The organism is Acidimicrobiia bacterium, assembly GCA_041394025.1.
Taxonomy (GTDB): domain Bacteria; phylum Actinomycetota; class Acidimicrobiia; order IMCC26256; family JAOSJL01; genus JAOSJL01.
Genome location: JAWKJA010000003.1, coordinates 516,718 through 529,393 on the forward strand (window position 1 = coordinate 516,718; position 12,676 = coordinate 529,393).

General features: G+C 69.1%; 12 protein-coding genes and 1 pseudogene. 5 read left to right on the forward strand and 8 right to left on the reverse strand.

Translation table 11 applies throughout. The features are described 5' to 3' along the window. Positions 1-73: 73 nt before the first annotated feature. Together purH and purN are read right to left on the reverse strand one after the other, a co-directional pair. Positions 74-1,585, reverse strand: coding sequence for a bifunctional phosphoribosylaminoimidazolecarboxamide formyltransferase/IMP cyclohydrolase (gene purH / locus R3A49_09800; protein ID MEZ5171024.1), 1,512 nt, complete (start codon positions 1,583-1,585; stop codon positions 74-76). A 48-nt stretch (positions 1,586-1,633) separates the two neighbouring features. After that, the gene (gene purN, locus R3A49_09805; GenBank protein ID MEZ5171025.1) at positions 1,634-2,212 is read right to left on the reverse strand and encodes a phosphoribosylglycinamide formyltransferase; all 579 of its coding nucleotides are present in this window, start codon (positions 2,210-2,212) and stop codon (positions 1,634-1,636) included. Positions 2,213-2,366: 154 nt separating this feature from the next. Between purN and R3A49_09810 the strand changes: the two genes are divergently transcribed. From R3A49_09810 to R3A49_09825, 4 genes are all read left to right on the forward strand, one after another. Beyond that, a complete protein-coding gene (locus tag R3A49_09810) occupies positions 2,367-2,837 on the forward strand; it encodes a hypothetical protein (protein MEZ5171026.1) in 471 nt (156 codons plus the stop codon). A 158-nt stretch (positions 2,838-2,995) separates the two neighbouring features. Next, a complete protein-coding gene (locus tag R3A49_09815; GenBank protein ID MEZ5171027.1) occupies positions 2,996-4,606 on the forward strand; it encodes a hypothetical protein in 1,611 nt (536 codons plus the stop codon). 15 nt (positions 4,607-4,621) lie between these two features. Further along, a complete protein-coding gene (locus R3A49_09820; protein MEZ5171028.1) occupies positions 4,622-5,449 on the forward strand; it encodes an SDR family oxidoreductase in 828 nt (275 codons plus the stop codon). A gap of 148 nt (positions 5,450-5,597) precedes the next feature. Next, entirely contained in the window at positions 5,598-6,143 is a 546-nt protein-coding gene (locus R3A49_09825; GenBank protein ID MEZ5171029.1) for a CD225/dispanin family protein, read from the forward strand. A 76-nt stretch (positions 6,144-6,219) separates the two neighbouring features. On the opposite strand, the gene sucD is transcribed toward R3A49_09825, so the two are convergent. Genes sucD through R3A49_09840 form a run of 3 tightly spaced genes read right to left on the reverse strand, consistent with a single transcriptional unit; the run spans position 6,220 to position 8,776 of the window. After that, positions 6,220-7,104 carry a succinate--CoA ligase subunit alpha gene (gene sucD, locus R3A49_09830; GenBank protein ID MEZ5171030.1) on the reverse strand — a complete coding sequence of 295 codons (885 nt, stop codon included), beginning with the start codon at positions 7,102-7,104 and terminating at the stop codon, positions 6,220-6,222. 48 nt (positions 7,105-7,152) lie between these two features. After that, complete coding sequence (gene sucC, locus R3A49_09835) at positions 7,153-8,298, reverse strand: ADP-forming succinate--CoA ligase subunit beta (protein MEZ5171031.1); 1,146 nt, start codon at positions 8,296-8,298, stop codon at positions 7,153-7,155. 55 nt (positions 8,299-8,353) lie between these two features. Continuing rightward, positions 8,354-8,776 (reverse strand): cobalamin B12-binding domain-containing protein, encoded by a 423-nt coding sequence (locus R3A49_09840; GenBank protein ID MEZ5171032.1) that lies wholly within the window; start codon positions 8,774-8,776, stop codon positions 8,354-8,356. A gap of 155 nt (positions 8,777-8,931) precedes the next feature. Between R3A49_09840 and R3A49_09845 the strand changes: the two genes are divergently transcribed. Further along, positions 8,932-9,516 (forward strand): hypothetical protein, encoded by a 585-nt coding sequence (locus R3A49_09845; GenBank protein MEZ5171033.1) that lies wholly within the window; start codon positions 8,932-8,934, stop codon positions 9,514-9,516. On the opposite strand, the gene R3A49_09850 is transcribed toward R3A49_09845, so the two are convergent. The 3 genes and pseudogenes from R3A49_09850 to dtd form a co-directional block, all read right to left on the reverse strand. After that, positions 9,417-11,783, reverse strand: coding sequence for a UvrD-helicase domain-containing protein (locus tag R3A49_09850; protein MEZ5171034.1), 2,367 nt, complete (start codon positions 11,781-11,783; stop codon positions 9,417-9,419). The genes R3A49_09845 and R3A49_09850 overlap by 100 nt on opposite strands. Positions 11,784-11,854: 71 nt before the next feature. Continuing rightward, the gene (locus R3A49_09855) at positions 11,855-12,133 is read right to left on the reverse strand and encodes a hypothetical protein (GenBank protein MEZ5171035.1); all 279 of its coding nucleotides are present in this window, start codon (positions 12,131-12,133) and stop codon (positions 11,855-11,857) included. 59 nt (positions 12,134-12,192) lie between these two features. Continuing rightward, positions 12,193-12,664: pseudogene (gene dtd / locus R3A49_09860) on the reverse strand (D-aminoacyl-tRNA deacylase). Positions 12,665-12,676: the final 12 nt, after the last annotated feature.

Below are 12,676 nucleotides of genomic sequence, written 5' to 3' on the forward strand. Positions count from 1 at the left end.
CCTTCTTGCTTGCCTGTTTTGATGCGTCCGTGAGGTTCGCTATGCGAACCTCACGGACGCATCAAAACAAAGATCAGTGCCGGAAGTGTCGCGCTCCGGTGAACACCATGGCGATTCCGTGCTCGTCGGCGGCCTCCACGACCTCGTCGTCCCGCATCGAGCCGCCGGGCTGGATCACGGCGCTCACCCCGGCCTCGGCGGCGGCGTCGATGCCGTCACGGAACGGGAAGAAGGCGTCGCTGGCCGCCACACCGCCCTCGGCGCGGCCGCCGGCCTTCTTCGCGGCGATCTCGGTGGAGTGGACCCTGCTCTGCTGACCGGCGCCGATGCCGAAGGCCTGGCCGTCCTTGGCCAGCACGATGGCGTTGGAGCCCGTCGCCGCACAGACCTGCCAGGCGAAGACGAGGTCACGCCAGTGGCCCTCGGAGGGCGACGCCTTGGTCGCCACGGTCCACTCGCCTCGGTCGGTCGACACGCAGTCGGGCTGCTGCACGAGCATCCCTGCCTCGAGCGCCTTCACCTGGAGACCGGACACGCCGGGCACCGGAGCCTCCAGCACGCGCAGGTTCTTCCTGGCGGCGAGCACCTCGAGTGCTCCCTCGGCGTATGAGGGTGCGATCACGACCTCGGTGAAGACACCGGCGATGGCCTCGGCCGTCGGAACGTCGAGTTCGCGGTTCAGTGCCACGACGCCGCCGAAGGCGCTGAGGTCGTCGCAGGCGAACGCACGGCGGTAGGCCTCCGCGGGCTCGTCGGCCAGGGCGACACCACACGGGTTGGCGTGTTTCACGACGACACACGCCGTGTCGTCGAACTCGTGCACCAGCGACCACGACGCGTCGGCGTCGAGGTAGTTGATGTAGCTCATCTCCTTGCCGCCGTGCTGCACGATCCGCTCGGGCCACCCCGGCGGAACGTTGCGCTCGGTGTAGCGGGCGGCCTCCTGGTGCGGGTTCTCGCCGTAGCGCAGCACGTCGGCACGCTCGAGCGGGATCACGAGATGCCTCGGGAGTGTCTCCTCGCGCTGGAGCCAGCCGACGATCGCCGCGTCGTACGACGCGGTGAGGGCGAACGCCTCGAGCGCCAGCTCCTCACGGGTGTCGGCGCCGAGGGTCGCCTCGTGGGCGCGCATCTCGGCGATGACACCCTCGTACTGGTCGGGACGGGTCACGACCGCCACCGAGCCGTGGTTCTTCGCCGCGGCGCGCACCATCGCAGGCCCACCGATGTCGATCGTCTCGATACCCGGCTTCTCCACGAACGGGTAGAGGTTGACCACGACGAGGTCGATGGGAGCGATCTCCTGACTCTCCAGGTCGGCACGATGCGACTTCTTGTCGCGATCCGCGAGGATCCCGCCGTGAATCCGCGGGTGCAGCGTCTTCACGCGACCGTCGAGCATCTCGGGGGCGCCCGTGACGGATTCGACCGCTGTCACCGGAACGCCGGCGTCGGCCAGCGCCTTGGATGTACCCCCTGAACTCACGAGCACGACGCCCATCTCGGACAGCGAGCGGGCGAAGGGCACCAGCCCGTCCTTGTCGGACACCGACAGCAGCGCCCGTTCGATTCTCCGTCTCGTCAACTCAGCTCTCTCCTCGGTGTCGTCGTTCGTACGTCCGCGTGGGAGCCCCTACCGGCTCGAATCGTCGAACCCGGTCGTCCCCTCGGCGACGACCCGGGCGAGCACCTCGGGGTAGAGACGCCGCTCCACCTCCTTGATGCGCTCGTGCAGCACGTCGGTTGTGTCGTCGTCGAGAACCTCCACGGCCTCCTGGGCGAGGATCGGGCCGGCGTCGACCTCGGGGATCGCGATGTGGATCGTGCACCCGGTGACCTTCACCCCCGCCTCGAGCGCGTCCTCCACGGCACGCGCCCCCCGGAACGCCGGCAGCAGGCTGGGGTGCGTGTTGAGGACCCTCCCGGCGAACACGTCGAAGATCGGTTTCTCCAGGATCGTCATGAAGCCGGCCATGGCGACGAGATCGACCTCGTACTCTCCCAGTGCGTCGACGACGGCGTCGGTGAAAGCCAGTCGGTCGGGGAGGTGTGCCGCCCGGTCGACCACGGCGGTGTCCACACCGGCCCGCTCGGCCCGCACCAGGGCCCCGGCCCCCGGCCGGTCGGCCAGGACCACGGTGACGGGGAGGTCGGCGTCGAGGATCGCCTGGAGGTTCGTCCCTCCGCCCGATGCCAAGACGCCGATGCGCACTTTGGCAACCTAGCGCACGCCGCCCGCTGCCCTTGTGTGCCGGGAAACGGCCAGAAATCGGAGGATCCTTGCGCTCCGCGGGGATTTCTGATCGTATGCTGGGCGCCGGCCGGGCCAGCGAGGCCCCCACCAAGACGAGCAAGGAGAGGCCTCAATGGACAAGATCAAGGAGCTCAAGCCGGGAGAGATGGTGATCGGCGTCGCCGGGATCGTGCTCTTCCTGGATTCGTTCCTCTCGTGGTACAGCGTCGACTTCGGCTTCGGCAGCTACACGCGCAACGGATGGCAGGCGCCGAGTTCGTTCCTCAGCATTCTCGCCATCCTCATCGGCATCGCGCTCGTGGCACTGCTCGTGATCCGCACCTTCACCGAGGTGGAGCTCCCGGACCGGTTGGGGCCCCTCACGTGGGAGCAGGTGTACACGATCGGTGGTGCGGCGGCGTTCGTCCTGGTGCTCATCAAGTGGCTCGGCAACACCGACTACACAGCCTTCGGGCTCTACCTCGGTCTGCTGTGCACCGCCGGGCTCGCCGCGGGCGGGTTCATGGCCATGCAGGGCATCGGCGAGACGGGCGACGCCGGTGGCACCGGGGGAACACCGCCTCCTCCACCCCCCAGCGCCTGAGCGCCGGGGCCGCACCGGCCCCATCAACGACTGACCGGGAGGGCCCCGCTACGGCGGGGCCTTTTCGCGTCCCGTGACGGCGCTGAGTGGGTATCCACCACCGACGTTGGTCGGATTGCGAAGATCGTGCGGACTGAGACCCCGTCGAGGAGACCACCGTGACCGACCCGACACAACCGGGGAGCCTTCCCTACGACAGCGCTCCCGACGACGGCAACGGCCCGGGCGACGTACCGCCCACCGGCGGCGACACGGGCGGGGCCGATTCGGGATCGACCGGCTACCTGGGGTGGCGCGCACACCTGCGGCCCGTGCCCTCGCTCACGAGCGCCCTCGGCGCCGCCGGTGGGCTCCTGGCGGTCATCGGCGTGCTCGCACTCGCGACCGACCAGTCGGACCTCACCACGAGCGGTGAGCCGTCGGGCACGATCGGAGCGGCGTTCTGCGCCCTCGTGGTCCTCGCCGGGCTCGTGGCCGTCTATTTCGGCAACGAACCGGTGCGCGCCGGAGCGGTCACGGCCATCGTCGTGGCCGTTCCGGCCTTCTGGATCTTCCTCCTCGCCGTCGGAGCCACGAGCGACCCGACGACGTCCATCGAGATCCTCACCCTGCTCAGCTGGGGCGCCCTCTACGCCGTGCCACCCACCAGGGGCCGCACCGTGTTCCTCGTGGTCACCCTCGCGCTCTTCTGGGTCTTCGCGGTCGATCAGGTCACTGACAACGGGGCGTCCTTCGGCCTCGACGATTCCAGGTCGGAACAGGCGCCCACCAACGTCGGCTCGGCTCCCTTCATCCCGGTGGGATTCGACGAGGACGAGCCCCAGAACTACGGGGACGACTCCTACCTCGACGGCCTCTACGACGACTGCGAGGCAGGCGACGACACCGCCTGCGACGACCTCTACTACGAGTCACCCATCGGCTCGGAGTACGAGGACTTCGGTCAGACGTGCGGGGACCGGGACCCGGGTGCTTTCGGAGGCGAGTGCGCGACCGGCTCCAACGTCGGGCCTGATGTCGGACCCGACATCGACGGTGGTCCCGACAGCGACTTCGACAGCGACTTTGGCAACGGCGTCGACAACGGCGTCGACGACGAGCCGATTCCGTTCCCCCCGGAGGGCGACGTCATCGACGAGCCGTTCGTCGGTGACCTCGACTTCTTCCTCACCGGCAGCACCGACCAGGACCGGGGCCCCGGGATCGCGTCGCTCGTGATCGGACTCGTGTACCTCGCCGCGGCCTTCGGACTCGACCGCCGGCACTTCTCCGGGGCAGCCACGCCGTTCCTCGTCATCGGGCTGTTCGCCACCGTGTTCGGCTCTTACATCGTGGCTGCCGAGGCATGGTGGCTCGTGGGTCTCATGGTCGCCGCCACGGGAGCAGCCGGCGTGTTCATCGCCACGCTCAACCAGCGCCGCGGCTCCGCATGGCTGGGGCTCGTGATCGTTGTCGTCGGTGTTCTCACCTTCGTCGGCGATCTCTTCGAGAGTTCCGAGTCCGTGACGGGCTTCGGGCTCGTCACCGCCGCGCTGGGCATGGTCCTGATCGCCGCGGCGGCGGTCCTGGCCGCCCAGGGGATCCTGCGCGACCCCGAGACCGAGGACGAGGTCGAGGAGTTCACGAGGACGGGCACGTTCACCCGCCGCGAGCCCCCACCACCACCCGAGCCTCCGGCACCGCCCGCGACGCCGACCCCGCCGTCTCCACCGACGACGCCGCCGGCGTCGCCCGGGCCACCACCTGCACCGCCGCCTCCGGGCACGTAGCCCGAGCGCCGCGCCGTGCCCCGGTTCACGACGATCTCCGGTTCCCACGCGGTCGTGACCGGTGGCTCGAGTGGCATCGGGCTCGCCACGGCCCGGCTCCTTGCGGAACGCGGAGCGCGCGTCTCACTGATCGCCCGGCGCCCGGAGCAGCTGGAGTCCGCCGCAGCAGAGTTACGGCATGCCGGGGGAGACATCCTCACCGCCCCGGCCGACGTCGCCGACCCCGACGCTCTCGGTGCCGCCATCGACGGTTCAATCGCCGAGATGGGCCCGTGCGACATCCTCGTGGCCTCTGCCGGAGTGTCACGCCCCGGCCACTTCGTGCAGCTCGAGGTGGCGACGTTCCGCCGGCTCATGGACGTCAACTACTTCGGGACACTCCACGCCGTCCGGGCCGTAGTCCCGTCGATGGTGGCGCGTGGGAGAGGAAGCGTCGTCGGCGTGTCGTCGGCGGCGGGGCTCATCGGCGTCTTCGGATTCACCGCCTACGCCCCGACGAAGTTCGCCGTGCGGGGGCTGCTGGAGTCCCTACGGGGCGAGCTGGCGCCCCACGGAGTCCACGTCGGCTGCGTGTACCCGCCCGACGTCGACACGCCGATGCTCACAGCAGAGGAGCAGTTCAAGCCCGAGGAGACGAAGGCCATCTCGGGTGCCATCGAACCCATCTCCGCCGACCAGGTCGCCCGCGCGACCGTGCGCGGCATCGAACGCGGCACCTTCTCGATCGCACCCGACTGGCGGACCCGGCTGCTCGCGCGCACCTCCAGCCTCGCCCCCGAGGCGTTCGCCATGCTGTTCGACCGGACCGTCCGCCGCTCGCGTACCTCCTCGATGGGTCAATGAGGTTCGCATATGACACCTCATTGACCCATCGGCGAGACCAGGGGTCGGCGACGGCGCTTGTGCGCTGAGGCTCTCCTCTCGGGTTTCGATTCGCCGGGTAACATGTCCCTGTATAGGACCTATCGGCGATTCGAGCGCTGTGAGGACGATGAGCAGTACCACCGATGGACCAGTAGTCAACTACTGCACAGACTGCGGAGAGACTCTTTCCCGAGGCGCGCGCTTCTGCGCTGCGTGCGGTACAGCGGTTTCCAGCGGCGATGAGCGGCCCGTACGGCCGCTGTCGAAAACCCACCTGGACCCGCCGAGCCGTGACATCCCCGACAACACCACGTTCGCCGTCGTGTCGCTGTTCCTGTTCCTGCCGACGGGAATCTTGGCGCTGGTACACGCAAACAACGCCAACAACGCCCGGAGGGACGGTGACTATTCACGGGCGAGAATGGAGGCCGAGGAGGCGAAGAGGTGGTGCCGGATGTCCGTGTGGATCTCCGTCATCTCGATCGTCTTCGTGATCATCGTGATCGGTGCCGCTCTCGGCAGTATGTCCGCCGACCGCGATGACCGCATCGACGTCCCCACCACACAGAACAACGACAGCTTCGACGGACTCAATCGTGTGCAACGGGACAACATCTGCTCGGCGTGGCCGCCCGAGAACCGGCACGTCTGTGAGAACGCCCCGATCTTCTGAAGACACCCCCGAGCAGGTGAGTTGAGCCCGAACATCTGGTTCAACTCACACCCGACGTCCTACTTCTCCCTCAGCGTCACATCGCCGCGACGACGTCGGCCATGGCCTCGGCCATCTCGGTGGGGTTCTCGGCCACGGTCGCCCCGGCCTCGCGCAGGGCGTCCATCTTGGCGGCGGCGGTGCCCTTCGAGCCCGACACGATGGCCCCGGCGTGGCCCATCTTCTTGCCGGCCGGTGCCGTGACACCCGCGATGTAGCTCACCACCGGCTTGCTCATCTTCGAGCCGATGAACTCGGCGGCCTCCTCCTCGGCCGAGCCACCGATCTCACCGATCATGATGACGGCACCCGTATCGGGGTCGGCCTCGAAACGCTCGAGACAGTCGATGAAGCTCACACCCGGCACCGGGTCGCCGCCGATGCCGACGCACGTCGTCTGGCCGATGCCACGAGCTGTCATCTCGTGCAGCGCCTGGTAGGTGAGCGTCCCCGACCGCGAGACGATGCCCACCGGTCCGCCGGGCTTCGTGATCTCGCCGGGCGTGATGCCGATGTTGCACTTCCCGGGGCTGATGACGCCCGGGCAGTTGGGTCCGAGGATCAGCGTGTCGGGGTGGTCACGACGGATCCGGTTGTAGAACCGCGCCTCGTCGTGGGCCGGAACACCCTCGGTGATCACGACGATGAAGCCGATCCCGGCGTCGGCAGCCTCCTCGACGGCCGCGGCGACGCCGGGGGCCGGGATGAAGATGCAGGAGGTGTCGGCACCGGTCGCCTCACGGGCCTCGGCGACCGACGCGAAGATCGGCACGCCGTCGACGTCGGTTCCCGCCTTCTTGGGGTTGGTTCCCGCCACGACCTGCGTCCCGTAGTCGCGGTTGCGCAGGCCGTGGAACCGGCCCTGGCTGCCGGTGAGACCCTGGTAGACGACCTTGGTGTCCTGGTCGACGAAGATGCTCATGGTGCGGTGTGTCCTCCGAAGTGGGTGTGCGTCGCTTCCGGGTGCCGGTCAGGCCGCGTTGGCGATCTCGACAGCGCGCCGTGCGGCGTCGAGCATCGTGGGCTCCGAGAGCAGCAGGTCGTCGGGGCTGGCCGCGAGGATCTCACGACCCTCTGCGGCGTTGGTGCCGTCGAGGCGGACGACGATCGGTGATCGCAGCTCGACGCGTCCCATGGCCTCGACGATGCCGGTAGCGACCTCCTCGCCACGGGTGATCCCGCCGAAGATGTTGATGAGGATCGCCTTCACGTCCTCGTCGTTGTTGACGACTTCGATGGCGTTCGACAGCACCTCGGCGGACGCGCCCCCTCCCACGTCGAGGAAGTTGGCGGGTGCCCCACCGACCTGGTTGACGACGTCGAGGGTGCTCATCACGAGCCCTGCGCCGTTGCCGATGATGCCGACGGTTCCCTCGAGGCCGATGTAGTTGAGCCCCTTCTCCTTGGCCTCGCGCTCCCGGGCGTCGAGAACCTGCGTGGCCTCGTAGGCGTCCCAGTCGTCGTGGCGGTACTGGGCGTTGACATCGAGGGTGACCTTGGCGTCGAGTGCGTGGACACGCCCGTCGGGTGTGAGGATGAGAGGGTTGATCTCCACCAGGTCGGCGTCACCGTCGGTGTAGGCGGTGTAGAGCTTCGTGAGGATGTCGATGGCGCCGTCGCGTGCTGCCGGGTTGAGCTTCGCGGCGTCGACCCAGTCGGCCGCGGCCTCGGCTGTGAGACCGTCGACAGGGTCGACATGGATCCGGGCGATGGCGTCGGGCTCCTCGGCGGCCACCTGCTCGATGTCGACACCACCTCGAGCCGAGAGCATCCCGAGGTGCAGCTTGGCGGAGCGGTCGAGCGTGAAGCTGGCGTAGTACTCCTCGGCGATGTCGCTCGCCTTCTCGATCCACAGCAAGCCGACCGTGTGACCCTTGATGTCCATCCCGAGAATGTTCCCGGCGTGCTCGCGCACCTCGTCGGCCGTGCCGGCCAGCTTGATGCCGCCGGCCTTGCCGCGCCCTCCCACGAGGACCTGGGCCTTCACGACGACGGGGTAACCGATCCTGTCCGCCACGGCGACGGCCTGGTCGACCGTCTCGACGGCCTCGCCGGGCGACACGGGGATGTCGTAGCCGGCGAAGAACTGCTTGCCCTGGTACTCGAAGAGGTCCACGGTGCTCCTTGACGTCTCTGTTGGTGTCGGTGCCGGATGGGTACGTCGTCAGCGCTCAGGCCGAGCCGGTCAGGTCGACCTCGCGCTCGTCGAGGGCGGATTCCAACCAGTCGGTGATCTCGTCGAGCGGGGCGCCGGGGGTGAAGAGTCTGGCCACGCCGGCGGCCTCGAGCGTCGGGAGGTCGTCGTCGGGGATGATCCCGCCCCCGAAGACGAGGGCATCGCCGCGCCCGCGCTCGGCCAGGGCCTCCAGGACCTTGGGAAAGAGGGTGGCGTGCGCGCCCGAGAGCAGGGAGAGGCCCACGGCGTCGACATCCTCTTGGAGCGCCGCCTCGGCCACCTGTTCCGGGCTTTGGAAGAGGCCCGTGTAGACGACCTCGAAGCCGGCATCCCGAAGGGCACGGGCGATGACCTTGGCGCCGCGGTCGTGCCCGTCGAGGCCCGGTTTGGCGATCAGAACGCGGTAGCGGCGCTGCACTCCGTCTCCTGGGTTGCCGGGGCTGCCGTTCCCCGGACGGCCGCTCACGGTACCCGCCGGCGCCGAGATCGCTCCAAAGCACCGCTCCGCGGTTGCTCCGGGATGCAGGAGCATCCGGTTCGCCGGTCGGGGGTCGACGCCGCGACACTGAACCCGTGGCCATCGCCAAGAAGGACGTCCCACTGATCGTGATGTCGTCGGTGATTCTCATCGCCGCGGGCCTGGCCGTGGCGGCGGCGATCCTGTTCGTGACCGCGGGCGACGGTGAGGGTGAGAGCGAAGGCCCCGTACAGATCGGGCTGGCCTCCGCCCAGGAGAAGAACATCGACGAGGAAGGCCCGGCCTTCCTGGCCGACCCCACGGGCAACGACCGGTCGTTCTGGCTCACCAAGGAGGACGGCGAGATCGTGGCACTGGTCATCGAGGTCCCCGGACGTCCGGGCTGCATCGCCGACTACCGGGGCCGCGACGAGACCTTCGTCGACTGCGACGGCGAACCGATCGAGACCGAGGAACTCGACCGCTACGCGCTGAGCGTGTCGACCGACGAGGACAACGAGGAGCCCTCCTCGTGGACCTCGACACCGTGCAACCCGCGCCGGCCCGGGAGTCCGCGCCGGCGACTGCCGGCTGAGCGTCGCTACGCCGCGCCGATCTTCTCGAGCGGTGCCCAGGCCAGCAGCAGGCGGCGCTCCCCCGCGTCGGGGAACCGGATCACGGCTTCCGCCTTGTCGCCCTGACCCTCGATCTCGATGATCACGCCGTCACCGAACTTGTCGTGGCGGACGTCGTCACCCACCCGCAGCCCCGCCGACTCGGCGCCGCGCGCACCCTCGGGCGCGTGTGAGCGCGGGACCCCCGCTCCGCCCGACGCCGAACCCGAGCGCACGGCGGCGTCGACGACGTGGTCGCGGTGCTGCGACGAGCCTTCGCCGCGTCGGCGCGCCTCGCCGATCTCGTGCACGAGATCCGACGGCACCTCGTCGAGGAACCGACTGGGCGGGTAGTAGTCGGTCGAGCCGAACAGGGTACGGCTCCAGGCGTGCGTACAGAAGAGACGTTGCCGGGCACGGGTGATCCCGACGTAGCAGAGGCGCCGTTCCTCCTCGAGCTCGTCGGGGTCACCGAGGCTCCGGGAGTGCGGGAAGATGCCGTCCTCGAGCCCCGTGAGGAACACCGCCGGGAACTCGAGGCCCTTGGCGGCGTGCAGCGTCATGAGCGTGACGGCGCTTCCGTCGGGGTCGGAGTCGTCGAGCTCGGTGACGAGCGACACGCCCTCGAGGAACGCCTGCACCCGGGCGAGCCCGACCGGCGCTTCGAGCGGCGTGTCGGCGTCGGGGATGTCGTCGGTACCGTCGCCGGACAGATCGGAGCTTCCGAGCGTCGGGTCCCCCACGCCGGCGATACCGACGAGGCCGTCGAGGTTCCCGGCGTCGAGGGCCTCGTCGAACTCCTCGGCAGTACCGAGGAGCTCGGCCAGGTTCTCGAGCCGACCCTGTGCCTCGATGGAGCGGTCGGCCTCGAGCGCCGCCACGTAGCCGGTGCTGTCGAGCACGGCTCGGAGAACGGCAGCCGTCCCCCCGGCCGCGGCACCGTCCAACTCGTCCATGACGGACAGCAGGTCGGCGATCCCCGAGACCGCCTTGCCGGTGACACCGGCCGAGCGTGCCTCGGCGAGAGCCGTGCGGAACGGGATCCCGGCGCCCTGGGCGTACGCCTCGACCTTGTTGAGCGAGGCCTGTCCGACGCCGCGCTTGGGGGTGTTGGCGATCCGCTTCCAGCTGACTTCGTCGTCGGGGTTCACGAACGCCCGCAGGTAGGCCAGGGCGTCCTTGATCTCGCGGCGGTCGTAGAACTTGGTGCCCCCCACGACCCGGTAGGGCACGTTCGCCCTCACGAGTTGCTCCTCGATGACGCGACTCTGGGCGTTGGTCCGGTAGAAGACCGCCAGGTCGGAGTAGCGGTGCTCGGCCCCGTCGACCAGCCGTACGATCTCACCCGTGACGTAGGCAGCCTCGTCGTGCTCGTCTTCGGCGTGGTAGCGCACGATCAGCTCGCCGCCGTCCTGGTCGGTCCAGAGCTTCTTGGCGTGCCGCGTCGGATTGTTCTCGATGACGGCGTTGGCGGCGTCGAGTATTCGCTGCGTCGAGCGGTAGTTCTGCTCGAGCACGACAACGGCGGCCTCGGGGAACGACTCCTCGAAACGCGCCAGGTTGCGGGCGTCGGCGCCGCGGAAGCGGTAGATCGACTGGTCGGTGTCGCCCACGACCATCACGTTGCGGTGCTCCTCGCCCAGCATCCGCACGAGCTCCCACTGCGCGACGTTGGTGTCCTGGAACTCGTCGACGAGGATGGAGCCGAACCGGCGGCGCCAGTGCTCGAGGATGTCGGCGTGCTCGCGGAACAGCTTCACTGTGAGCATGAGCAGGTCGTCGAAGTCGACCGCCGACGCGTCGGCGAGGCGCTTCTGGTACTCGCGGTACACGTCGGCGATGTGTCGGTCGGACATCGACTCCGCGCGGTCGGTCGCCTCGTCGGGGCCGATGAGCTCATTCTTCAGCGTGGAGATCGCGGCGTGGAGACGCCGGGGCGGGAAACGCTTGGGATCGAGGTCGAGGTCCCGTCGCACGTAGTCGGTGAGGCGCACCGCGTCGGACTGGTCGTAGATCGTGAAACCCGACCGGTAGCCGAGGACGGGCGCCTCCCGGCGCAGGATGCGGGAGCACGCCGAGTGGAACGTGGACACCCACATGCGCTGCGCCACCGGACCGACGAGCGCGCCGACCCGCTCCTTCATCTCGGCGGCCGCCTTGTTGGTGAAGGTGATGGCCAGCAGGCCGAACGGCGACACGTCCCGCTCGGCGATCAGCCAGGCGATGCGGTGCGTGAGAACCCGGGTCTTGCCGGATCCGGCCCCCGCAACCACGAGTAGTGGGCCGTCGGGTGCGGTGACGGCGTCCTCCTGGGCCGGGTTGAGGCCGGCCAGCAGCTTCTCGTCGGGGCTCACCGACTCATCGTAGCGACTACCGCCCGGAGGCGTACATACGTTCGACGCGCAGGCCCGGAGACCTGCGGCGCTCACCCTCGGCTTTGGCCGTCGACCGGTGTGAGGTTCAGCTCGGTGGTGTCGGTGTCGTCGGCCTCGGTGTCGCGCGTAGCGCGAATGAGGCGCGTGCGCTCCTCGTTGAGGGCCACCGTGAACCGACCTGTGACGTCGTCGAGCTCGAGCGCGTAGTAGCGCTCCCAGTCGGAGGCGAGAGACGGCGCGTCGACGTCACTGCCGCGGGGGAGGCGTCGGTAGACCATCTCGTCCTCGTCGAAGAGCCAGACGGAGTGGGCGGAGTCGATCCGTCGCATGGGAGCCCCAGCGTAGCCCGGCCACGGCGGCGGGGCACCGGGTGCCACAACCCCCGAGGTCAGGGGCCTGTGGGGACCTCGAGCATGAGGGTCACCGGCCCGTCGTTGACGAGTGACACGGCCATGTCGGTGCCGAAGACGCCTGTCGCCACGGTGGCGCCGAGCTCCCGGAGCGCTGCGACGAACGCATCGCACAGGGGCTCGGCGTCGGCGGGCGGCGCAGCAGCTCCCCACGACGGCCGACGTCCCTTGCGGGTGTCGCCGTACAGCGTGAACTGGGAGACGACGAGCAGTGGAGCACCGAGGTCGGCAGCGCTGCGCTCCATGACCTCGCCGCCATCCTCGTCGTCGGCGTCATACGGTCCGTCGAGCACGCGCAGGTTCCAGACCTTCGAGGCGAGCTTCGTAGCGGCCTCCGGATCGTCGGTGTGTGTGACCCCGACGAAGACGCACAGGCCCGCACCGATCGCGCCCCACGATCTCACCCTCGACGCGGACCGACGCCTCGCTCACACGTTGAACCGCGCGCATCCCCGCCTCCGG

What these genes read in the sequence shown, in the direction of transcription:
- R3A49_09855 (MEZ5171035.1), bottom strand. Translation starts at nt 12,133, where the DNA reads ATGCGACGGATCGACTCCGCCCACTCCGTCTGGCTCTTCGACGAGGAC.
- sucD (MEZ5171030.1), bottom strand. Translation starts at nt 7,104, where the DNA reads ATGAGCATCTTCGTCGACCAGGACACCAAGGTCGTCTACCAGGGTCTC.
- R3A49_09810 (MEZ5171026.1), top strand. Translation starts at nt 2,367, where the DNA reads ATGGACAAGATCAAGGAGCTCAAGCCGGGAGAGATGGTGATCGGCGTC.
- R3A49_09825 (MEZ5171029.1), top strand. Translation starts at nt 5,598, where the DNA reads ATGAGCAGTACCACCGATGGACCAGTAGTCAACTACTGCACAGACTGC.